Origin of the sequence: Spirosoma fluviale, from assembly GCF_900230225.1 — a bacterium.
Lineage (GTDB): Bacteria > Bacteroidota > Bacteroidia > Cytophagales > Spirosomataceae > Spirosoma > Spirosoma fluviale.
Window position 1 is genome coordinate 376,378 of record NZ_OCNH01000004.1, and the last position, 24,798, is coordinate 401,175.

The following is a 24,798-nucleotide window of genomic DNA, read 5'->3' on the forward strand; positions in this document are numbered from 1 at the left end:
TTCTTTAACCTCATTTTAACAACCGTCCAATCAGATTGTTAGGCAACAAATTTTATTTGGTATCTTTTTTTGCTTCCACCCACTAGTGGCGTCAGGTTCTTCAACCTGACATCACAGTAGATATACGGCCGGCCGGGACGGATCGGTATTACAATAGAAGTCCTTATGGGTAGAAGCTGGGTATGTCAGCTTTTTTCGCCTGTATGAAGCCTACACTCCTTCTGTTCCTCATCCTGTTCTGCCAACCGATTTGGGTAATTGGCCAAACAAATTCTTCGGTTAAAAAACCGAACATTCTGCTCATTCTGGCGGATGATCTGGGTTACGGCGATTTGAGCTGTTACGGGGCTCCCGATATCCGGACGCCCCATGTTGATTCGCTGGTTCGGGCGGGGATGCGGTTTAGCCATTTCTACGCGAACTCGTCGGTCTGTTCCCCGTCACGGGCGGCCCTGCTCAGCGGACGGTACCCCGAGCAGGTAGGCGTACCGGGAGTTATCCGAACCATGCCCGATGACAACTGGGGATATTTGTCTCCAACGGCCGTTCTATTGCCATCGCTATTGAAGAAAAACGGATACCATACGGCGTTGATCGGCAAGTGGCATCTGGGTCTCGAATCGCCCAACTTACCCAACGATCGGGGTTTCGGCCTGTTTCACGGCTTCGAAGGGGATATGATGGACGACTATTACACCCATCTGCGCCACAACCAGAACTACATGCGGCTCAACCGGCAGACGATTAATCCGCAGGGACACGCCACCGACCTGTTTACCCAATGGGCAGCGGATTATCTTCAGCAACGGGCGGGTAAACCAAATCCTTTTTTTCTGTATCTGGCCTACAACGCCCCGCACGATCCCATTCAGCCCCCTGCTCACTGGCTGGCAAAGGTGAAAGCACGTCAGCCGGGCATCAGTGAGAAACGCGCCAAACTAGCGGCCCTGATCGAACACATGGACGATGGAATTGGACAAGTTATTCAAACCTTACGCGCAAAAGGTCTTTACGAAAATACGCTGATCGTGTTTGTCAGCGACAACGGTGGAAAGCTGTTTGACGGGGCAAATAACGGGCCGCTTCGGAGCGGGAAGGGGCATATGTATGAAGGAGGTATCCGAATACCGGCCTGTGTGGTCTGGCCCGGTAAAATTGCCGCGCAAAGCCAGTCGCAGCAACCGCTTCTCTTGATGGATCTGTTTCCAACGCTGGCCGAGGCTTCCGGCACAACGATCAGCCACGCGATTGACGGACAAAGTTTTTTACCTATTCTGCGGGGAACAAGTCAAACACTGACACCTGAACGTGCACTTTTCTACATCCGGCGGGAAGGTGGCAGCGAGTACAATGGTAAAACGATCGACGCCGTTCGGCTTGGGGATTGGAAATTGCTTCAGGATAGCCCCTACAGCCCTCTGGAATTATACAATCTGAAAGACGATCCACAGGAAAAAGCCAACCGGGCAACCGACCGGCCAGAGGAATTCAGACGTCTGGAAAAACTCATGCGCGAGCACACGCGCCAAGGTGGAGCCATACCCTGGGAAAAGGGAGGCTTATAGGTTTATGCGCTAAATTACGGGCGAACCCCAATATTAGTCCGTTACCGCTACTTTTTCCTGACCCGAAGGGATACCAGCCTGTTTGGCAAATGACGCGAGTAAGTTTTGGTAGCTCTGTACCTGTTCCAGCCGGTAGGTATCGCTCCAGCCCAGTTCTGTGGCCATCAAGTCGGCAACCTGCGGAGTGATTTGGGCGGTCAACTGCCAGTCGGCCAGTTCAAGGCGCCACCGGCGGGCCAGCACATCGCGGAGGGTAACGGCCATTTCTTCCCGTACCTGATAAATCACTTCAGCCCGAATGTAAGGCTGTTGGGCGGCCAATTTTTCGGCTAGTTCCGGCTGCGAGACGGTTAGCTTCGCCACCTTTTCAGCGCGGTTGCCGTAGGTTTTCATCAGTTGCCGGCACACGTCGGCGGGTAATCCATACTGCTGCTGCAACACTTCCCAGTCCTCAAACCGGTAGCCTTCGCCCCCAATCAGGTAATGCGTTTCGGTGCGGCCAGGCACTGTCTTTTTCAGCACCTCCCCTACCCGGTCAATGGCATCCTGCGCCATCAGACGGTAGGTTGTCCATTTTCCACCCAGCAAACTCAATAGCCCCGACTCTTCATCATGCTCGATTTCATGGTCGCGGAGCAGGGTTTTGGTGTCGGCGCGGCTACTTACGATCAGGGGACGGATGCCCCCGAAACCCGACTGCACATCGGCGCGAACGGGCATTTTGGCAAGATAAGGCCGCACGGTTTCGAGCAGGTAATCGACCTCGTCCGATTCCAGCACCGGCTCTTTGGCCAGATCGGTATAATCGTTATCGGTCGTACCAACAAACACTTTATCGCCAAAGGGAATGGCAAATACCACCCGACCATCTGTGGTTTTGGGAATCAGAATGGCGTAATCACTTTCGAGCGTTTCGCGCGGCAATACAATATGAACGCCCTTGCTGGGCCGGATACGTGGGCTGATTTTGGGGTTCGCCAATAGACGGATGCTATCCGCATAAGGGCCGGTACAGTTCAGGAACACACTCGCCTGAATAGTTGCGATCTCACCCGTCAATTGATCCTGCACCGTAGCGGTTTTAAGCTGGCCTTTCTCGCGCGAAAAATCAGTAACAGCCACGTAGTTGAGGACGGCAGCACCAGCTTCATCGGCGGAGTGGGCCAGCGCCAGTGCGTAGCGGGCATCATTGAACTGCCCATCGTAGTAGAGAACGGCACTGTGCATCTGCTGCGTCAGCTTCGGGCTTTTTTCGAGCGCCTGCGCCCGGCTGAGCCAGCTTCCTTTTGGAAAGGCATCATGCCCGGCAATGAAGTCGTAAAGGGTCAGGCCAACGGTCATGTACATGCCTTCAAACCAACTGAATACGGGCGTCAGAATAGCGAGCGGATGGGCCAGATGCGGGGCATTTCGGATAACGGTCCGGCGTTCGGCCAGCCCGTGCCGAACCTGACGAAGTTGCGCCAGATCGAGCTTTTTAATGGCCTGTTCGAGGTAGCGAACACCGCCGTGTATCAATTTCGTTGAGCGCGAAGAGGTTTCTCCGGCGAAATCAGTACGGTCAATCAGTACCACGCTATAGCCACGCAGCACGGCATCCAAAGCGGCACCGGCACCACTGGCACCTGCTCCGACTATGCAAATATCAAATTTTTCCTGCCGCAGCCGCTCCCAGTTTTTTTGCCGATTCATACACAAAGGTAAGACTATTGCGACACGAAGTAACGCAGTAGAGTAACTGAATACGTGCTTAATGATTTGTTAACCAACAGATTTGTTAACCCGTATTAACAGACGGTTACCCGGAAAAACTACGACTCCGGCCACCAAAGAACCCGCTCCGACCACCCGAAGGACGAACGGTACGGGTTACGCGCGAACTGCGAATATTCTCACCAACCTGCGTCGATCGTTGAAACGAACCGGGGTTAGTATAAAAGCCGGACCCGTAACGTTGCTGATCGGTACGGAACTGGGATGAGTTGTTGCGGCCCAGCATGTACCCCAGGCTACCCCAAAGTAACGCATTGGCCAGACCATTGTGGTGATAGGACTGGTAAGCACCCGGATTGTTAAGATAGGTGCTCGTTGACTTATCAGTTTCCACCAGTCGTTTGGCGGCTTCAACGCTTAACGTATCCCGATGGCCATCATAATAGCTCACGATAGCCCCGGCCTTGTCGGGGCCCGTCTGGACTTCATCGGTGATTTTAAAATTACCCGGTGCCGTTTCGGTAATGTATGTCCGAACCCCTTGCTTGAAGGTCGTTTCTGTTCGTTCACCCTGCTCGTTGGAACCGTTGTTGCCACAACTCTGCAACAAAACCGAACCATTGAGCAAGGCCAGACTAAGGGTAGCACTGAGGGTAATATCTTTTACGCGCCGAAGAACGGCATGCCGACGGAGAGGTGTCATGGCCTGAATAGTAAGTTTAGCTACTAAACTACGGTACTCACGCGATGGTTACAAGCCGGTAGGGATGAACCGTCGCAAACATAAATCAACGGTCATTAGAAGGGACGGTATTTTGTGCCAAACAGCACCGCTATTCCGGCCGATACACTCACGACACTAACGACCCGATTGCTACTGAACGCGGCACTTTGCGAGCGAATGGACCCGTTGGTGGCGGTTGAGACAAGGTTGTGAAACGTGAAATCGGCGCGGCTGTAATCGGCATTGAGCAGTACTGAGGTGCTAAGACCAAGCCGGTACCGAATTGATAGACCGCCCCCCAGTGCTAAAGCAGTACTTTGAGACCCGGTAGTTCTCACAGACATCTCGGTCGTGCCGAAATTTCCGGCCATGGACGTACTTGGCAACACGGCCAGTGCACGACCGGCCAGTAGGCGGGCATCGACGGAGAAACGGCCCATAGGCATGCTGACGTAAGGGCCTGCCATTACGCTCAACACCGACCAGTTGTCGGCTTTGGCCGTCCACACATCGGTATCATTCCGGTACAAAGCATCGAGCATGGCACTGGTGTTGACTGAGTTGCGGTGTTGTTCACCCCGAACCATCAGCCCTACCGGTCCGGCAACCCGGTAGCCTATTGATGCGTTGAACGCTACACCCTCGCCAGCCATACAGGCCTGGTCATCGACGGGTGAGCAACGGGCAAACTGACCAACGGGCAGACTGGCACCTGCTGATACGGCAAAAAATCCCTGCTTATCCTGATGTGATAATATAAATGTCTTCTGGCAAAACGCTACGGTTGTCATACCCGACGCCAACACAGTAATGAAGAGCTTTTTCATGGCTTAATCTGCTACTAATGAGCGCAGTATAAAGGTGATAAAAACACCTAAACAAATACAGTGCCAGGAAATTAGTGGTGGAGTGGTATCGAATGCTCAGACCCGACACCACCTACTCCACCATAGCCAGATAGACGCCATTGGTCCAGCCGAAGCCATCCTGATTGGGGTATTCCCCTCCTCCGGTCGTTAGGGCCGCATCCACTACATTATATTTTTCCATCATTTTACCCGTGGCATGAAACACTTTATCATTCAGGGCCAGCCATCGGTTGCGGCCTTCGTCGGCTGTTTCGGTAAAGCCATAATTCAACAGTGCGCGATAAACCATCCATTGCAACGGTGCCCAGCCGTTCGGCCAGTCCCACTGTTGCCCTGTATACATCAGTGTGGTTACCCAGCCACCGGCCTGCAAAAAATCAGCTTTGAGCCGGTCATGAACCCGATTGGCCTGCTCAGACGTAGCAAGTTTAAAAAACAACGGAAAAACACCAGCGAGGGTCAGGGCTGGCGTTGGCTCATTCAGTGCTATGTCATAATCGTGAAAAAATCCCGTTTCCTCATTCCAGAAAAGCGTTTGAATAGCCTCCTTCCGGGCCTCGATCAGCCGGGGAAGTTCATGATTATCAGCGGTTGAATCCGCCACTTGATTCGCTTCTTGCAGCGTTGTTTCCAGCGAATAGAGCAGACAATTCAAGTCTATAGGCACAATTTTCGTCGTGTGCATCTTAGCCATCGTATGCTGATCGGTTAACCAACGGCTGCTAAAATCCCAGCCCGATTCGCAGGCGGCCCGGATGTGAGTAAATAACTCGGCCGGTATGACACGAAGCGATTGTGCCTCCTCAGCCAGTTCAACCTCCTCCCGATAGGCCTCCGGACGGGGCGTTGGGCTGGTATCCCAATAGCGGTTTACGGTCGAGCAGCCCGCTACCCGAACTACCCGTTTGGTTATCGGCTGCTCATCGGTAAGTGCCTGAACGTTCTGCATCCAGAAGTCGTACTCCCGCTGCAACTGTGGCTGGTAATGGGCCAACGTTTCCGGACCGTCAATATCGGCCAGTAGCTTTACCATCAGCGCAAAGTAAGGCGGCTGCGACCGGCTGAGAAAATACGTCCGGTTTCCATTGGGAATAAACCCAAATGTGTCGATCAGGTAAGCAAAGTTATTCACCATACCCCGAATCAAATCGACCCGACCCGCTAGTTTTAGCCCAAGCATGGTGAAGTAGCTATCCCAGTAAAAAATCTCGCGAAATCGTCCGCCCGGTACTACATACGGGTAAGGGAGAGCCACCCGGGAGCTACCCTCAGCGGATTGCCCATCGGCCGGGCGGGAAAGCCGATCCCACAGCAGATTGATGTGTTCGGTGGTACTGACGGAGGTATCACTTACATAATCACCGGCTACTTTCTCAGGCACCCAAAAATTATGGTGCACAAAGTCACTTAAATCGAAGTTGGGATCTGCCTTCTCGGTTTCATAACGAGCAATGATAACCGCTGGAGCCAGCTTGGGTACGCAGTCAACAAACGTTTTTGAGTCGGCAAAAACGTGACCCAATTGGACATCAAGGAACAAACTGCCAAAAAGTTGTTCGGGTGATTGAGAAGCAGATGAAGTGGCCAAAGTAAGTGAATCGGTTCAAATGATCGGATGGGAAAGACCTCGTCTGTCCTTTATCATTTATATAAACCGCAAAAATGTGAAACCTTCAGCTGTCTTAGCTAAAAATTACAATCTTACACCGGCATGTTTACTGGTTTGGCTGATTCGGGTAGTTCATCAGATGATAAACGTGGCAGGCGATTCGGCACCTCGGGGCTGATAATGTAAAAAGCCAGATAGCTTTATACTATCTGGCCTGGTATCACAATGTCGTGGATAAAGTATAGGAGCCTGTTTTTTCTGCAAAATGCACTGACAAACTCTTTATTCGTGGAAGTGGTAGATGTGGTTAAAAGCGAAAAGCCATTGCTCTCGGCCATAACAAAGGTCGTTTATCAGCGACTGGCACGCTATCGAATTTAGGACAACAACTATCGTTTTTAGGACAACCCATTTTTACCTGATTATTTATACTCCCGCTACTACCGGGCAAGTACTTACTTATACCCTAAATAACCGGTTGACTGAATCGGAATTTAGCCCGGACAAAGCCATTATTTCTGTTGATCACAGATCGGTATACTCGGAAGGCGTCTTGTTATAGAACTCTTTGAAAACGGTAGTGAAATGCGCTGGACTCTCATAACCAACCAGATACGCTGTTTCCGACACATTACGGCCCTCCCGCAGGAACTGGGCCGCCCGCCTTAACCGGTACTGACGCATAAAGTCATTGATGGTTAGGTTAGTAACTACCAGCAATTTCCGGTAGAGTGTCCGGCGGCTCATACCCACTTCATGGGCTAGCTCTTCAACCCCAAACCGGCTATCATCCAAGTGGGCTTCAATGACGACATAGAGTGTCTGCAGAAACTTATCCGTTGCGGTGGCGGGCTGAAAGGATACCTCTGGCTGCGAAAATACATTTTGGTAATAGGCCCGTAGTTTTTGCTGCCGGATAAACAAATTTTTCAGTCGAAGATGCAATTCGTCGATGTGAAACGGTTTATTGATATAATCGTCGGCCCCCTGCTGCAAACCCTGAATACGGCTGGGCTGCGCCGTCTTCGCGGTCAGCATGACAACCGCAATATGATCGGTAATGAGGGATGTTTTCAGCCGACGGGTCAACTCGTAGCCATCCATTTTGGGCATGGATACATCGGTGAGAACAAGATCGGGTAGTTCGGCCTGAGCAATTTGCCAGCCCATGTCCCCATCTGTAGCCATCATTACCCGGTAAAGGGGGGATAGCTGCCGCTCTAAAAGCATACGCAGTTGACTGTTATCTTCAACAATCAATACCAATGGTTTTTCACCATTAACGCCTAAAAGCGTCGTATCGACCGGTTCAGTTGCTGGCTCTGGCGTTGTGGGGAGGCTCACGCTTTGAGCAGACCAGTCAAGCGGTTGCAGTAGTGGGCTGTCAACTACACGAACGGCTGTGCTCTCAACGGTTGCCAAAGGCAACTCAACCGTAAAAACAGTTCCCGATGGTTGTCCGGGGCTTTTACTCACCGTGCTGTCTACGGCTACCGTTCCATTCATTAATTCGGTCAGCTCTTTTACCAGTGCCAGCCCGATACCCGTACCCGAGTTCAGGAATGCAGGCACTTTATCCGACGTATCGGGCAGGTATTGCTCTGCAAGGGGTTGAGTTGGAATGATCTGATAGAATCGATTGAAAATATAGGGCAACTTTTCCGAAGCAATGCCAACGCCTGTATCGGCAACAATGATCTGTATAGACCGGCCCTTTTTTAGTTCGACCTCCACCCGGCCGGCAGGAGTAAACTTCAAGGCATTGGCAATAAGGTTGTAAACCAGTTGTTCAACTTTCTCGGTATCAAAACTATAAAAACCGGTCAGTTCGCTTTCGTAGGTCAGGGTTAGCCCGCGCTCCTCGGCCATTGGTTTGAAGAGTTGGACAATCTGGCCGACGAAATCACTTAAATCGCCGGTTCGGGGCGATAAGGCCAGGTGCCCGGACTCCAGTTTGGCCAGGTCAAGTAGTTGGTTGACCAGCCGTAATAACTGCTGGGCATTGCGCTCAACCATGTTCAGTCCCACCACGAGTTCTTCGGGTTCACGGTGCTTTTGCAGTAACTTTTCGACCGGCGATAAGATCAGGGTCAAAGGTGTCCGGAACTCATGCGTAATGTTATCGTAAAAGCGCGTCTTCAGATCACTGATCACTTTTAACTGCTGCGATTCGCGTAACTGCCGAACATACTGCGCTGTTTTTTCAATGGTAACCTCCAGATCCGAAAAATCAATGGGTTTGACGACGAAATCAAAGGCCCCCCGGTTCATGGCAATCCGAATATTATTCATGTCGCTGTAAGCCGATACCATGACAACCCCCAATAAACGATCCAGCGCTGACAGCTCATTTAGTACCGTAAGCCCGTCCATTTCGGGCATATTAATATCCAGCAGTACGAGATCAATGTCTGGTTCGTTCTGGAGCAAGTTGAGTGCTTCCCGTCCAGTGTAGGCAAAATGAAATCGATACGTCTCTTGCTGAATTTTCCGTCGGAACCAGTTCTGCATTAACGGTTCAACGTCAACTTCGTCATCTACAACTAAAATTGTTGTCATTACGGCTATACACCAAAGGGGAAAATTCATTATGCGAATGGAAATTTACGCATAATCATGGCAACATGAGAATATATTATATCATAATAAATGTATACGGCAAGATGATGTATTCTATAATTGATTAGTTTAAATAACCGGGACCCATAAGTAACTGACCGGGCCGTTTGCCGGTATGCAGATTGTTTTCGACTACGGGCGTGCCATTGACTAACACCCACGAAATGCCCGTTGTATAGGCATGGGGCTGATCATAGGTAGCCTTGTCAGAAACGGTTTTTTCGTCAAACAGGACAATATCGGCGGCATAGCCCGGTCGTAACAGTCCCCGATCCTGAAGCCGGAACCGCTGGGCCGGTAACGACGTCATCCGGCGAATGGCTTCTTCCAGCGGAATAACGTGCCGTTCTCGCACGTAGCGGCCCAACACGCGGGCGTTTGTGCCATAAGCCCGCGGGTGCGGCATGCCTGCCCCCAACCTGGCCACACCCGCATCAGACGCAATCATGGTGTTGGGGTAACGCATAATGGTCTCAACATCAGTCTCCGACATGGTATGGTACACCATCTGAATCCGCTTCAGGTTGGCCCGTTCCATGAGGTCCATGATCAGGTCTGCTTCAACAGCCGCCGACTTTTTACGGCCTACCTTCTGATTGATGGCACTGATGCTCAAGCCATTAAAGGTGGTGTCGGGTTTATAACTGGCCACTACGGCATATTCATAATTTTTGCGGAGGTTTTTCGCCAGCCCGTCCAGCATTTCGGCTTTGATTTTGGCGCGGGTGGCCGGGTCGCGAAACCGGTTCAGTACGGCCGAATCGCCATCCGCCAGTGCCCACGAAGGCACAATGCTCTCCAGGGATGTACTGGAAGCGGTATAGGGATACTGATCTACCGTTACGTCGAGTCCTTCGCGCCGGGCAGCCTCAACCAGTTCGACCGTTTCGGTACTTTTACCCCAAAGTGGCTTGCTGGCTACTTTAAAGTGGGATATTTCGACCGGAATTTTGGCTTCGCGGCTAATCAGAATGGCCTCTTCAACGGCCTGTTTCACGTTTTGTCCTTCGTTTCGAATGTGCGATGCGTAAACGCCACCGTAGCGGGAGGCTATTTTAGCCAGATTAACCACTTCGGGCGTTCGGGCGTAAGTGCCGGGCGTATAAATAAGCCCGGTCGAGAGGCCCACGGCTCCGTCTTTCATGGCCTGCTCAATAAGGGCTTCCATTTCCGACTGTTCGCGGGCGGTTGGCTCCCGAAAAGCCATTTTCATCACTCGCATTCGTACCGTATTGTGGCCAATCAGCGAACCCAGGTTAACGGAAATGCCCTGTGTGCGAAGTGTGTCGAAGTAGGTACGCAGATTTGCGCTGGATCCTCCGCAGTTGCCGGTAATCAGGGTGGTTACCCCGTCGTGAATAAAATTAGGGGCACCGGGCTGAGCCTCCAGACTACCTTCTACATGGGTATGTACGTCAATGAAACCGGGGGCAACAATGAGCCCGGTGGCGTCGATGGTCCGTATGGCATCCGTAGCAGGCACCATGCCCACCCGAACGATACGACCGTTTTGTATGGCTACATCGGCATATACCCAGGGGTTACCCGTCCCGTCGACAACCCGCCCATTTTTGATCACCAGATCGTACAGTTGCGCCTGCGTCAGGAAAGGAAATAAGAAACAGATAAGGAGAGGAAGTAGCCGGATTAGCATAGTTATTACAAGGTTGTCTAATAATATTCCGTCAACAATCTTGCTTTTTTTCGGCTCAAAACAAAAGAAAGAACAGCCTCCTCCTAAGCTGCATCCGGCTCAACCAAAAATAATCAAAGCCTTTCCGGATAATTTACAAATTGATGCAAATCTGTTGTGAAAGGAACTGAGACAGGTAAACTGTATTGTTTTTTTACCATTCCAACGAAGCTATCAGATGAATAACGCTGATAAACAATAAGATACAGTTAACTGTTACCCCATAGAATTTATATCGATTCATCTCTTTACCCGTTCTCATTTTTAACCACAAAACACATGCACCCATGCTAAAAGAGTTTAAAGAGTTTGCCATGCGCGGTAATGTTATGGACCTTGCCGTTGGGGTAATTATTGGAGCCGCTTTCGGCAAAATTGTGGATTCGGTCGTGAACGATCTCATTATGCCGCTGGTGGGCCGCGCCGTTGGCAACGTCGATTTTAGTAACCTGTATGTACCGCTCTCCGATAAAATTACACAGGGGCTGGCTCTCGACGATGCCAAAAAGCTGGGGCCCGTTTTTGCCTACGGCAACTTCCTGACCATTATTATCGACTTTCTGATCCTGGCCTTTATCATTTTCCTTCTTGTTCGAGGCATGAATCGCCTGATGCGCGCCAAAGCCGACTCCGTAGATGTGCCGCCTGCGCCTACTAAAGAAGAAGTACTGCTAACCGAGATACGCGATGCACTCGTTAAAAACGCACCGACTTTGCAGCCCTCTTCAGTTAGCCCGTCGGAGGTTGGTAACCGGCAGATTCCATGAACTGATCACTACATTTAAAATTCAAGTTGTGTCATGGCGCTGATCTATATCAGTATCAGTTGCCATGACTTACCCATTCTTGCTTTCTTGCCAAGCTTCAGTTGCAATCAAGGCCGCTTTTTCGGTACTTAGCTCTGTCTACCGAATTAATCCCGGCCATGAAACTACGTTTGTTCCTGCTCCTGATGGGTGGGGCGTTAACCAGCTTTGCCCAGTCGGCGAAGCCCATCTTCACGACTCCGCTGAGCCCCCGGCTGGCCAATTACCAGATTGACGTAACGCTGGACCCGGCCTCCAAAAAACTTGACGGCCGTGAAACGCTCACTTGGCGAAACCCCTCAGCCGATGTTGTTCGGGAGTTGCAGTTTCACCTGTACCTGAATGCCTTCCGGAACGAAAACTCGACGTTCATGCGCGAATCCGGTGGGCAACTGCGGGGCGAGGGCATGGACCGGAACGCGAAAGAAAACCCCTACGGCTCCATCGACATCGTCTCAATGAAAGTTCGCAATGGCGAGCCACTGGCCTACGAGTTTTTCCAACCCGACGACCAGAACCGCGACGACCATACTGTAATTCGGGTGCCGCTGAGCAAACCCGTTGGGCCAGGTGAGACCATCGTACTCGATATTGCCTTTCGGGCCAAGCTGCCTAAAATCTTTGCCCGAACGGGTTTCAGTCGGGACTTCTTTCTGGTAGGTCAATGGTTTCCCAAGATCGGCGTTTACGAGCCGGCCGGCACGCGGTATGCCAAAACGGGCCAATGGAACTGCCACCAGTTCCACGCCCACTCTGAGTTCTACGCCGATTATGGCGTTTACGATGTGAACATCACCACCCCGAAGGCGTATTGGGTAAGCGCCACCGGCCTGTATCAATCCGAGAAAATACACAGCAACGGCACCAAGACGCTGTTTTACCACGCCGAAGACGTAGTTGATTTCGCCTGGACTGCTTCACCCCATTTTCAGGTGATCAACGACAAATGGAAACGACCCGGCGGTGGCGAAGTAAGTATCGAACTGGCTATGCAGCCGGAACACGTCCATCAGGCGCAGCGCCATATTGATGCGGCCCGTTCTGCCCTGGCTTATTTCGACAAACACCTCGGCAAATACCCGTTCCCGAACCTGACCATCGTCGATCCGCCTTTTCACGCGCAGGGTTCGTTCGGAATGGAATACCCGACGTTCATTACGGCCGGAACGGCCTGGTTTGTACCCGCGGGAGCCCGCTTTCCCGAAATAGTCACCGTTCATGAGTTTGGGCATCAGTACTTTATGCAGTTACTAGCCACCAACGAGTTTGAGGAAGCCTGGCTCGACGAAGGGTTCAATCAGTATTACGAAGGCCGGATTATGGACGAAACCTATGGCCCGCGTTCGTCGCAGATCGACCTGTTTGGCTTCGGCATGGGCGATCTGGAAAGCTCGCGCGACAGCTATGTTCATCAGGATAACCCGGCCATCGGTTCCTCATTCGGCAACACCTGGCAACTGCCCGAGGGTCAATACGGGGTGCTGACCTACTCGAAAACGGCCACCTGGATGCGAACGCTGGAAGGGTTAGTTGGCCGACGGGTGATGGACGAGATCATGCAGACGTATTTTATCCGTTGGAAATTCAGACACCCCAACGGACAGAACTTCATCGACATTGTGAACGAGATCGTGCCGAAGCGGCTCGGCAGTAAGTACGGTGCCGATATGAACTGGTTCTTCGATCAGGTACTCTACGGTGATAATGTGGTCGATTATGAACTCGCGTCGATCAAAAACAGCCGACCGAACGGTAAACAGCAGGCCGTGATAACCGTTCGGCGGAACGGCGATGGCCAGATACCGGTAGATGTGCTGGTGCATTTCGACAATGGGCGGGAGCTGATGCTGTTCTGGGACGGAAAGGCTCGCCAGCGTCAGTTTACGGTTATGGAAAACGCCCGGGTTCTTTGGGCTAAGGTAGATCCCAAACAGAAGATATTCATGGATACAAACCTGAACAACAACAGTCTGACCTTATCGCCATCATCTGCTCCGGCGGCTAAATTTGCCGCTAAATTCCTGTTTTGGGTCGAAAACTGGATGCAGTGGCTGGCCTGGCTGGCGTAGAAGATAAAACCTGAGTACAATTTAATGGCTTAATTTTACAACGACTTTTACTTGATTTGAATCCTGACGAGTAACTAAACGTATTCTCATGAAGAACGTACTCTTATTTGTCAGTCTATTCAGTTTTGCATCCTGTAATAAATCAGATGCTGTTATACAGGTAGAGCCACAACTAAACACTGGTCCTGTGCTTGAAGCCGAAGGTTCATTCACAGATTATAGTGCGGTTGATGGCTGTAATTTATTACTCTCTATTCCTAAAAGCTCAACGACTACCAGTCAATATGCACTAAGTGATGAGTCAGTCAGGCTTGTCAAACCCTATATTGTTTATGTGAACGCAGTCGCTGATGTAAAAGCTACCGTGCGTTATCAATTAACCGGACGTACGAAAGGGGTATTCTGCGGCTGGGCAAGCAGTAAACCATTTGACGAGATTACGATACTATCTATTAACCCCCATTGAAATGACTTTCTCCGAACTAACCGCCATCCTCACCACTCAATTTGGCGCAGCTATACAGCCCAATACTCAGAATTTACAGCCTTACCTGACAGTTCCCGTTGAGCAACTGGTTGACATCTGTCAGTTCCTCCGCAATGACGAGCGGCTGTTCTTCGACCTGCTGGCCTGCATTACGGCCATCGACAACGGAGCCAGCGCCAACACCATGGAGGTGGTTTACAACCTGACCTCTATTCCTTACGAACACAACCTGATGATGAAGGTCGTTGTGCCGCGTAACATGAACGGGACAGCGTTGCCATCCGTACCGAGCATTGCCCACGTCTGGCGAACCGCCGACTGGCACGAGCGCGAAGCCTTCGACCTCCTGGGTATTCACTTCAGCGGTCACCCCGACCTGCGCCGGATTCTGCTCCCTACCGATTGGGTTGGGCATCCCCTCCGCACCGATTACCAGGAAGAAGAGCAGTACCACGGCATAAAAACGAAATAAGCCGTCGACATTTTGAGCCGATTGTTGACTGTTTCTGAAATTCGTTTGTTATTGCTTTGTCTGTATTCCTGAAACCCATGAAAAATCGTTCCCGGCTCCTCCGTGCCGTACTGTCTGCCATTCTTTTTCTAGCCCCTTTCCTAAGTCAGGCGCAAATGGATTCGGTAATTGTAACGGGTCGTATTCGCAACCTGACGGCCCGCCTTTACCGCGAGTCACCTACGGTTCTGATTAGTCGCAACAATATCCTGCAAGCCAGCCGCGAACTGGTTCGCCCGGCTCCGCTCAACGTAGATGGTACGTTTCGGGTATCCCTGCCGCTCATTTATCCGCAGGAAGAAATGTATTTCAACTACGGGCGCATTTCAACGGCTTTTCTGGCCGCACCAGGTACCCTTAGCATCGATCTGGATGCCGACTCTCTGTTCACAGCCGCCGTACCCTTCCGATTTGGGGGTGTCAATGCACAGGTCAATAGTCAGTTTGCCCGATATAAGGCCTTTGAAGCGGCCTATGCCGATAAGCCGGATGGCAAAAAACTGTCCAAACAAATTAGCAATGAATCCATCGGTGCCGCCTTCGGCATGCTCTCGGCGGCTTACCGGGCACCCTTCAACGCCTTTGCGAAGCGGGAAAAGGTATTCCCGCTGGTGGCTCGCTGGATCACGTCCAGCAGCCGGTACAACGCAGCCGCTTTTTTGTACGAGAAGGCAACGTATGAGAATGACAAGATTCCCGCTGCCCTGACCGACTCCCTGCGGCCCGCCAACGACCAGTTGCTAACGGCGTCGCGGGCATCGGCCATGAACCGTTTTGCCAATTATATTACCCAGCGGGTGTCTACCGAGTCGGCAAATGGGCGTAGCAGTGGTCTGTCGGTTCGTGTGCTCTCTACGTTGCTCGAACGATATGGCAAAAACCTCACCGCCGACGAGCGCATCCGGCTTCATGATTACGCCATCAAAAACAGCGCCCGCGCGGCCGACCTGCGTTTTTTCGATGGTCTGGTCAAACGCAGCCCCGATACACTGCAACGACTGGTTAGCTACGAATCGCTGATCGAGCGTAGCCGTCCGCAGGTCGACAGTTCGTCCCTGAACTACCTGACGGCTTATTGGCTGGCCAGTTCGTTGCCCGCTATGACGCTTAATTTTTCCATGCTGCTTTACGATTACGCCCGCCCGCAGGTAAAAGAAACCGCTTTGGGGCAATCGCTCGATGAGTTGTATCGGCTGGAAGTAAAAGACAGCACACGGATTCGGGCGGCTACGCAGGTACTACAAAAAGCGGGGACAATTGCCCAGGGATTAGAAATAGCTCCGGGCGTCTTTATAACGAAATCGGAACGCAATGGTGGTCAGGTATTGATTGACCAACTTATTGCGGCCAATCGTGGGAAAGTCATTTATGTACTGCTGTTTTCTCCTTCCGACGAAGCCGGACGCCAGGTAGCCCTCGACGCCCAACGCCTGCGGAGCGCCTACAGCCCCCGCGACTTCGCGCTGATTTACATACCCATGCCCAGTTCCGACATGGCTTTGTTTCCGGAACAGGCCACCCGCTACAACCTCTACGGCGATCACCTGCTGTTAACCGAAGTGCAACTGATGGACGCCGTTGAGCGGTTTCGGCCCGATAATGAAACCTCGGCAACCATCCTCAACCGAACAGGTAAGATCATAAAACGAAACGCGCCCTTACCGGGCGCGTTCGAAGAAGCCAGAAACTCGATCAATAAAAACCTGTAGCGGTCTACTTAGCCCACCAGAGTTTGGTTTGCATCGTATTGGCCCCACCCATGGCCGTAAGAGCTGCTTTGAAATTGGCGTTATTAAGATTTTCTTCCGAGGACGGGTAAGGCAGCCGGGTGGGGATTACGCCACCGTTGTAGTTGACTTTGGGCACAACCAGCGCCGGAACGCCCGTTCGACGGTATTCCGTCCACGCTTCAACGCCCTGCCCAAACAAGGCAATCCACTTCTGTTCCAGTACCTGAGTCAGGCCTGCATCACCGGCTTTGAGCGCATTTGTCGTTAGGTAATCGGCGGGGAGGGTCAGCTTGTAATAGGCCATGGAAGCTTTTATACCTTCCTCATAAGCTTTGGCGGCATCACCAGCGGCAGTCACCCCTTTCAGGGCGGCTTCGGCCTTGATGAAGTTCAGTTCGGCATAGCTCATGATCACGCCCGGTGTGGTTTCCTGCACGAAGAAATCACCGATTTTAGACGTACTGGTAAAGCCCAGGGCCCCGGCATCGGAGTTGGGGAGCCCGTTAGGGACACCTTTGTACAAACCCGTAGCCACCGCTTTGTTGGCATAAACGCCCAACCGGGGATCGCCCAGCGCAACGAGTTTGTCAACCAAGGTTGCACTCACGCGATGGTCGTCGCGGGTGCGCCGATTCTCGCTGGTGGGGTTGTTGTTGGGGCGAGACAGGTAGACCAGTTGAGCCACATCCGTATTCGAGGTCATGACCGGGTATTTGGCCGGGTCGCTCAGAATGCGCGTCATTTCGGCTTTCGGGTCGATAGACAAGCCCGTTTTACCCACCATTCGGTTCAGCAACCGCAGACTTAGCGAATTGGCCAGCTTTTTCCATTTGGTCATGTCGCCCGCGAATAAAATATCCGCGTCTTTGTCGACCGTTTTGGTACTGATCAGGTCGCTGGCTGTTTTGAGGTCGTTTACCAGACCCGCATACACATCTTTCTGGGCATCGAATTTAGGGGCGACAATGCCGCTCGTCGTGCCTTTGAGGGCTTCGGAGTACGGAATGTCGCCATACACATCCGTTAAATTGGCGAATACCCAGGAGCGCATGATCAGGCCTATTGCCTGAAGGTTCTCGTTATTAGCCGTTTTGCCCAATTCATAAATCTTCTGAAAATCGGCCAGGGCTTCGTTGTACAAGTAGCGCCAGGGCAAATCCTGTAAATCGCTGGTGTAGCTGAACTGGTCGATTTCGGTATACTGAATCCGGGCCGTATGCTGTGCCCAGCCATTACCGGCATCCAGCCCCAGCGAAACCGTACTTGACGGCCCGATGATGTTGCTCACCGCTGAGTAAATCCCGTGGGGCAGTAGCCGTTCTGCCGGTACGCTGGTCGGGTCGTTGGGGTTGACGTTGGTTTCGTTGAACTTGTTTTCGCAGCCACTTAACGTCAACAGCGAAAGTGTGAAGGAAAGAAAAAATATCTTTTTCATATTAGAGTCCGAAGTTGAGGTTAAAGCCCATGCTACGGGCCGATGGCGTATTGCCGTTTTCGAAGCCCTGTACGTTACCATCGCCGTAATAGCTGGTTTCAGGGTCGATATGCGGGATGTTTTTATAGAGCAGCGCCAGATTGCGGCCCACCAGCGCAAACGTTGCACTACGGAAGGGCGTTTTGCCCAGCCACCGCTGCGGAAGGGTAAAGCCCAGCCGTACCTCCCGGAGTTTTACGTAACTAGCATCGAAAATGTAATTCTCGTTGACGTTGCGATTGTAAAAATTGTGGTAGTAATCGTCCGCCGAAGCCACCGCTGTTGTATTGGACGCATACGAGAAGCTACCGTCGGCGTTAGCGGTTTCGACCACGCCTTTGCCTACGATATTGCCCTCGCGACCGGGCACCGTTTCTGCTAGCACGCCCGTATACCGGCCAATGTTGATCCCCTGCGAGAAGACATTCCCGCCGTAACGTACATCGATCAGCGAACTGAGCGACACCCATTTGTAGGAGAAGGTGTTCTGAAAACCACCCGTCCATTTCGGCATGATGTTCCCAACCACTTTCCGATCCGATGCCATAATCGGATACCCCTGGCTGTTGAAAATCAGGTTGCCGCTCGGGTCGCGCCGGTAGTAGGTACCGTAAAAATTGCCGTAGGGATCGCCCGGACGAGCTTCCAAAATCACGTTGCGCAACAGCGAACCAGTATTGATCTGGTAAGTCGACAGGCCACCCAAATCCACCACTTCGGAGCGGTTCCGGGCGAAATTGATTCCCACATCCCAACGGAAGCCTCCCGCATTCTTAACCGGTGCCCCGGACAGTTCGATTTCGAAACCGCTGTTCCGAATCTGACCGGCATTGATCACCGAGTTATAATAGCCCGAACTCTGCGCTACGTTGGCCTGTAAAATCTGGTTTTTCGTGTTCTTGTCGTAATACGTGAACTCGAAATTCAGCGCGTTTCGGAACAAGCGGGTCTCAACGCCAAATTCAATGGCGGTCGTCAGCTCCGGCTTCAGGTTCTTGTTATAAATCAGGTTGTTTTCCGAGAAAGTCGTTGTGTTTCCCCAGGCCGTTTCGTTCGAAAATACCTGCGTCAGGTTGTACGGATCGGTGTCGTTACCCACCTGCGCGAAGCCGCCCCGCAACTTGGCGTAGGTGAGCACGTTGGATGTCAGCCCCAACATATCCGTCACAATGGCGCTGGCCGATATGGATGGGTAAAAATAGCTCCGGTTACCGGCGGGCAGGGTGCTCGACCAGTCATTGCGGGCCGTCAGATCGACAAACAGATAATCGCGGAACGACAGCGACGCCGAGCCATAGAGACTATTTACCCGTTTGTCCGTAATCCGATTGTAGACCGTTGGGCGCGATTTTGCATTCCCGATGTTATACAAGTTGGGAATCGTCAACTCCGATGCGTACATATAATCGCGCTGGGTGTAGTTCCGGCGCGTGTTGCCGCCCACCGAGGCTACGACGTGAAGTTCACTGAACCGTTTGTCGGCGGTCAGCAGGAAATCGCTGTTGGTTTCGCTTACGTAAACGATATCTTCGGCATAGCTGCCATTGGGTACGCCCACGTTTTTGGCCTGTTTGGTGGTGCGCCGGTCGTTCGAGAAATCGGTTCCGGTGCGGCCCGTCAGCGTCAGCCAGTCGGTCAGTTTATACGTGGCGGTAATGTTGCCAATCAGGCGATCTTTATCGTTGGCGTATTTCAGGTACTTCAGCGCATACGCCGGGTTGTTCCAGTAGTTCGAATTCCAGTTTCGCTGCACGGGCCACTGGCTCGGGTCGGTATCGGGCTGGACCGGGTTGGCCTTGAGGTCTTCCAAATCGACCTGCCGACCAAACCAGATCCAGTAGAGATTCAGGTTTTGCCGGTTGTCGGAGCCGTCTTTTATGTAGTTGATGCTGGTACGGACGGTGAATTTTGGGGTAAAATTCCAGCCCGCGTTGAACGACAGATTCTGCCGTTTGTAGTTCGTGTTGGGCAGCATGCCTTTCTGATAAAGATTGGTGTACCCCAGCCGGAAATCACCTTTTTCGTTGCCGCCGGTCAATGCAATACTGTTCGAGGTAGTAACACCCGTATCGTAAAAGTTCTTGACGTTATCGGGTCGGGCAATCCAGGGTGTGGCCGTGCGTTTGCCATCAGCGCCAATGGGCGAGTTGAATTGCGGGATCAGCCGACCATCCAGCTTGGGTCCCCAGCTCTCATCCACACCATCATTGACGCCCCCGCCCATACCATCGACGTACGAAAACTGCCCCTTAAGGCCCTGCCCGTATTCATTCTGAAAATCGGGCAAACGCAACGGATTCTCGAACGTGGTGTTGGTATTGACCGTTACACCAACGTTTTTACTGGCCGAGCCCCGCTTGGTCGTGATCAGAATAACCCCGTTAGCCGCCCGCGAGCCATACAGCGCAGCGGCATTGGCACCTTTCAGTACCGAAATATTGTCAATATCATCCGGGTTTATGGACGATGCGCCGTTGCCATAATCGGTGGTTACGTTATTGACGTTTCCGCCCGTGCTGCCCGGTGTGACGTTGTAACTGCCATTATCAATCGGAATCCCGTCGACCACAAACAGCGGCTGGTTGTTGCCCCCAATCGAGTTGGCCCCGCGAATCAGAATCCGCGACGATGCGCCGGGTAGTCCGTTCGTTGCTGTAACCTGAATACCCGCAATTTTTCCGGACAATGCATTGACCAGGTTGGTTGGCCGCGCCTGCGTGAGTTCGTTTCCTTTCAGCTCCTGGAGACTGTACCCCAGTGCTTTTTTATCCCGCGAAATCCCCAGCGCCGTAACGACCACTTCGCTTAGTTGGGATGCATCTTCGGCCAGCGAAATCACCACCTCGGTCTGATTGCCAATAGCCATTTCCTGGGACACAAAACCGATGTAGGAAACGGTTAACGTGGCGTTGGGTTGTGCGCTGATGGCAAAGCTACCTTCCGCATCCGTCACCGCCCCCACCGACGAGCCTTTCACAAGTACGTTGGCACCGGGAAGACCTTTCCCGTCGGTTTTAGATAGAATTTTCCCAGTAATGGTGCGCCCCGGATTTTGAGCCCAGCCGACGAGCATTGTGAGCAACCAGAAGGCCGTCACTAGAGCTAAATGACGTCTCTTTTCATTTGGTAAGAAGTGTTTCATAAGTTGGTCAATTATATATAAAGTATATAGAACCACTATAATTATTCTATAAAACTACGCAACAACCAACTGAATTTTCTAAACCAAGTAATATTATATTCTAGTTTTATCGATAAATACAAACTATTATAACGTTAATTATATTTTGACCTATAGATTAATTATATCATTTGAATTGCCAAATAAAAGTCGGTAGAGACGCATGTGCTTACGCGTCTCTACCGACTTTGAACTATTGGTTAGTAAATTACTGGGTTATTAGTTATTGCTCAATAAGCAAAGAATCTACTACAGCGATTTGAATACCTGCATACCAGCGTCATTTCGTGCAACAACAATTCGGACGCCCTGCCCCGAACGCACCGGACGGATATCCCGTATTTCGCCATTAAGCTGAAAACCGGAATCAACAGGCGACAGCGTTGCGAAATTTCCTTTGCCATCATTTCGCAGCACCAGCCCGTAACCAGCATCGTAGCGCCCCTGATAGGTACTGACACCGTAAAAATTTCCTCCGCCCAGTAGGTCCAGATCACCATCCCGGTCGATGTCGATAGCCTGTAGCGCAAACAACTTCGACACCTGCGCCATCAGGGGAAGTTCGTGAACAACAAACTGTGGATTACCATCCTTGCCGCCCTTATTTTCCAGATAGACAGACGCAAACTGGTTAACCGTAAGTTCATCGGCTCCTTTCAGTTCCTCATCTTTCAATACATCACCAAGCGGCTTCCCGGCGAAGGATACATAGTCAGTAAATCGTTTGTTGATGATACTCGGCATTTGCTTGCCCAGTTCGTCTTTGAAAGCCAGCGGATACCACTCATCCCCACGATTATACGAAATGATCTGCTCCACGCTCTGGTTATTGTCCACATCCTTCACCAGCATCCGCAACTGCGAATCGGGCGTTTTGCGGAACTTGGTGTTGGTGCCGATGTTTCCTGCTACGAGGTCAATATCGCCGTCCCGGTCGAAATCGGCGGCAATGATGCGCTGGTAGAACCCATTCAGTGGGGTATCGGTAATGGATTTTACCTCTGAGAATTTCCCTTTGTCGTTGGCGAAAATACGAATTGGCATCCAGTCGCCCGCTACAATGAGGTCCTGGTCCTTATCGCCGTCATAATCGGCCCATACGGCATCGGTAACCATGCCTACGTTCCGAAGGCCCGGTGCGAGCTTATCAATCTGGTCGGTAAATGTGCCTTTCCCGTTGTTGATCAGCAGATAGGAATTGGGTGATTTGCCGTAGCCGAAACCCACCACACGCCCACCCACAAACAAATCCAGATCGCCGTCGTTGTCCACATCGAAAGGCCGGACGCAGCTTTTATTGTCGTACATGGCGGGCAGCGCATTCAGCGAACGGGTAAAGCCCCCCTTGCCATCGTTCAGGTAGAGCCGGTCGAATTGCTCCGGCATTTTGTTGTAAAACTCATTCCCCCCCGACACGACGTACAAATCCAGGTCTTTGTCGCCATCGGCATCGAAGAAAACGGCATCGACATCTTCGTACGTCGAGTCGTTGGTAAAGGCCGATTGTACCGATGGTTTAAATGTTCCGTTCGCCTGCTGCACGAGTAAACTTCCCGACTGCCACTTGGCACCACCGGCGTACAGATCGTCCAGGCCATCGCCGTTCACATCGCCAACGGCCAGGTGCGGCCCTTCGGTCGATACTTTGAAGGGCATCAGCGACTCCCGCACAAAATCGAAATACTCTTTATTCTCTTTGTGTTGATACGGAATCGAATCGGCGGTCGATACGTCCGCGAACAGGGGCTGCATAAGCGGATTTGTATAAACGAATCCGGCACCATCGAGTTTGGCATCCGTCTGTTTCAGCGTGATCGCCTGATTCGTTTTTACGTTGGTGCGCACCTCCATTTGCTGATTCGGCCAGATAACGATCAGCGAATCAATGTTGGCCCGCTTGCCTAATCCAAACAACAGCTCCGGTGCCACCGACGATTCGAAGCCGCGCGTTGGCATCAGCTGCTGCATCATCAGGCTGTCTTTGCCGTACTTTAAAATCACCTTCGCTCCCACCCCAAAGGTGTTGGGCGAATCGCCTTTCAGCTTAACGGTCAGATGGGTATTGTCGGGAAACAAGGTCGTGGCTTCATTGCGGTACAAACTGGCCGGGTCGTTGATATTGTTGGTAATGAGGTCCAGATCGCCGTCGTTATCGAGGTCGGCGTAGGCGGAACCGTTCGAGTAGTTGGGCAGTTCGAAACCCCAGGCCGCCGACTTATCTTCGAACCGAAGCGAGGGCGTGCCCCGGTACAGGTAGTTGTGTACTTTGCCTTCGGGCATGAGTTTGGTAGCCCGCTCATCGAGCGATTTCGATGTTTCCATGGCATACCGCAGCGAGTCGTCGGCCGCGAACTTCACGTATTCCAGGTTGTTGGGGCGCCGGACAATGCCGTTCGTAATGAACAGGTCTTTAATCCCATCGTTGTCGTAATCGGCCAGCAACGGCGACCAGCTCCAGTCGGTAGCAGCTACACCCGACATCGCGCCGATGTCCATGAATTTTTTGCCCGAAAGGCTTAGTTGAAGGCAATTCCGGCTGTACTGGTTCATGTAGCCGTACGCCAGTTTGTAGGTGTAAATATCCAGCGGGTCTTCGCCCAGCGACGATTTCTCCACCGTTTCATCTTCGGGATACATGTCGAGCGTGACCACATCGGCAAAACCGTCGTTGTTCACATCGCCAATGTCGTTCCCCATCGAGAAGCGGCTGGTGTGCTGAAAGGCTTTCCGTACGCTTTCGGTAAAGGTCCCGTCGTGGTTATTGACGTAGTAATAATCGTCTTCGTGAAAATCGTTAGAGACGTAAATATCTTCCCAGCCATCGTTATTCAGATCGGCGACCGAAATACCGAGTCCGTAGCCCATAGCCGCCCCGAAGATGCCCGCCCGCTCACTCACGTTCTGGAACCGGGGAATTTTTCCGGCAGGCGCTTTCCCGGCCTTGGTGATCATTTGATTTTCGTACAGGTAATCGCCCGATTCGTTGTTCCGGAAATTCCGGGCCGAAACGCGGTCGTAACTGCGGGAGGTGTGAATGGCGTGATTGAGCAGGTAGCAATCCAGATCGCCGTCGTGGTCGTAATCGAAGAAAGCGGCCTGGGTCGAGAAACCCGTAAAGTCGAGCCCGTAATCGGCAGCTTTTTCGGTAAAGGTTGCATCGCCGTTGTTGATGTACAGTTCGTTGGAACCTTCCTGACCCCGGAAATTACCCACGGCACAAACGTAAATATCGAGCAGGCCATCACCGTTTACATCGGCCATAGTGGAGCCCGTTTGCCAGTCTGCAAACCCTTCGACACCCGCTTTGGCGGTTATATCCTCAAACTTAAAGTTTCCCTTGTTGAGGTACAGCTTGTTCTTCCCCTGATTGGATACAAAGTACAGATCGGTGAGACCGTCGTTATTGATATCGCCCGCCGAAACACCCCCGCCGTTGTAGAAATACAGGTAGTCGAGGATGTTCAGCTTTTCGTTGGGCATTAGCTGATTGATAAACCCCACGCCCGTCTGGGTCGAATCGAGCGATTGAAAAAGGGCTTTTTCGGATTTGAATGGATTACAACCCGTCAACGCCAAAGCGCTGATAAATAGAAGAATACGGTTCATAGTATTAGGAGTGAGGAGCGAGGGGTGAGGAGGGCCGACCGCACCGCAGCCGGTCGGCGGACCGGCATGTTGTGCCGCTAGATGACTCCTCTCTCCTAACTCCTTTTATATTCATTTATCAATAATTAGAAGAGCTACTAGT

15 protein-coding genes are annotated in these 24,798 nt (G+C 51.9%); 6 read left to right on the plus strand and 9 right to left on the minus strand.

The window, feature by feature from the left end; all coding sequences use genetic code 11:
- Positions 1-203: 203 nt before the first annotated feature.
- On the plus strand, positions 204-1,565 hold the full coding sequence (locus CRO74_RS22805; RefSeq protein WP_097129242.1) for a sulfatase family protein: 1,362 nt from the start codon (positions 204-206) through the stop codon (positions 1,563-1,565).
- Between the two features lie 33 nt (positions 1,566-1,598).
- Here the strand turns inward: CRO74_RS22805 and CRO74_RS22810 are convergent, their stop codons facing one another.
- The 6 genes from CRO74_RS22810 to CRO74_RS22835 form a co-directional block, all read right to left on the minus strand.
- Positions 1,599-3,257, minus strand: a complete 1,659-nt coding sequence (locus tag CRO74_RS22810) for a glycerol-3-phosphate dehydrogenase/oxidase (RefSeq protein ID WP_097129243.1) — start codon at positions 3,255-3,257, stop codon at positions 1,599-1,601.
- 106 nt (positions 3,258-3,363) lie between these two features.
- Positions 3,364-3,981 carry a Cj0371 family chemotaxis-regulating polar lipoprotein gene (locus CRO74_RS22815; RefSeq protein WP_097129245.1) on the minus strand — a complete coding sequence of 206 codons (618 nt, stop codon included), beginning with the start codon at positions 3,979-3,981 and terminating at the stop codon, positions 3,364-3,366.
- 95 nt (positions 3,982-4,076) lie between these two features.
- Positions 4,077-4,829 (minus strand): outer membrane beta-barrel protein, encoded by a 753-nt coding sequence (locus CRO74_RS22820; protein ID WP_097129247.1) that lies wholly within the window; start codon positions 4,827-4,829, stop codon positions 4,077-4,079.
- 112 nt (positions 4,830-4,941) lie between these two features.
- Positions 4,942-6,459, minus strand: a complete 1,518-nt coding sequence (gene treF, locus CRO74_RS22825; protein ID WP_097129248.1) for an alpha,alpha-trehalase TreF — start codon at positions 6,457-6,459, stop codon at positions 4,942-4,944.
- Between the two features lie 546 nt (positions 6,460-7,005).
- Positions 7,006-9,039 carry a response regulator gene (locus CRO74_RS22830; RefSeq protein ID WP_097129250.1) on the minus strand — a complete coding sequence of 678 codons (2,034 nt, stop codon included), beginning with the start codon at positions 9,037-9,039 and terminating at the stop codon, positions 7,006-7,008.
- A gap of 124 nt (positions 9,040-9,163) precedes the next feature.
- Positions 9,164-10,753 (minus strand): N-acyl-D-amino-acid deacylase family protein, encoded by a 1,590-nt coding sequence (locus CRO74_RS22835; RefSeq protein ID WP_097129252.1) that lies wholly within the window; start codon positions 10,751-10,753, stop codon positions 9,164-9,166.
- A 326-nt stretch (positions 10,754-11,079) separates the two neighbouring features.
- Between CRO74_RS22835 and mscL the strand changes: the two genes are divergently transcribed.
- From mscL to CRO74_RS22860, 5 genes are all read left to right on the plus strand, one after another.
- Positions 11,080-11,559, plus strand: a complete 480-nt coding sequence (gene mscL / locus CRO74_RS22840) for a large conductance mechanosensitive channel protein MscL (RefSeq protein WP_097129253.1) — start codon at positions 11,080-11,082, stop codon at positions 11,557-11,559.
- Positions 11,560-11,717: 158 nt separating this feature from the next.
- Positions 11,718-13,667 carry a M1 family metallopeptidase gene (locus tag CRO74_RS22845; protein WP_097129255.1) on the plus strand — a complete coding sequence of 650 codons (1,950 nt, stop codon included), beginning with the start codon at positions 11,718-11,720 and terminating at the stop codon, positions 13,665-13,667.
- Between the two features lie 88 nt (positions 13,668-13,755).
- Entirely contained in the window at positions 13,756-14,133 is a 378-nt protein-coding gene (locus tag CRO74_RS22850; protein ID WP_097129257.1) for a hypothetical protein, read from the plus strand.
- A gap of 1 nt (position 14,134) precedes the next feature.
- Entirely contained in the window at positions 14,135-14,626 is a 492-nt protein-coding gene (locus CRO74_RS22855; RefSeq protein ID WP_097129258.1) for an NADH-quinone oxidoreductase subunit C, read from the plus strand.
- Positions 14,627-14,703: 77 nt separating this feature from the next.
- Positions 14,704-16,374 (plus strand): hypothetical protein, encoded by a 1,671-nt coding sequence (locus tag CRO74_RS22860; RefSeq protein ID WP_097129260.1) that lies wholly within the window; start codon positions 14,704-14,706, stop codon positions 16,372-16,374.
- 4 nt (positions 16,375-16,378) lie between these two features.
- Here CRO74_RS22860 and CRO74_RS22865 read toward each other — a convergent pair whose 3' ends face one another.
- The 3 genes from CRO74_RS22865 to CRO74_RS22875 form a co-directional block, all read right to left on the minus strand.
- A complete protein-coding gene (locus CRO74_RS22865) occupies positions 16,379-17,830 on the minus strand; it encodes a SusD/RagB family nutrient-binding outer membrane lipoprotein (protein ID WP_097129262.1) in 1,452 nt (483 codons plus the stop codon).
- Position 17,831: 1 nt separating this feature from the next.
- Positions 17,832-21,011 (minus strand): SusC/RagA family TonB-linked outer membrane protein, encoded by a 3,180-nt coding sequence (locus tag CRO74_RS22870; protein WP_097129263.1) that lies wholly within the window; start codon positions 21,009-21,011, stop codon positions 17,832-17,834.
- A gap of 288 nt (positions 21,012-21,299) precedes the next feature.
- On the minus strand, positions 21,300-24,656 hold the full coding sequence (locus tag CRO74_RS22875; protein ID WP_097129265.1) for a VCBS repeat-containing protein: 3,357 nt from the start codon (positions 24,654-24,656) through the stop codon (positions 21,300-21,302).
- Positions 24,657-24,798 lie beyond the last annotated feature (142 nt).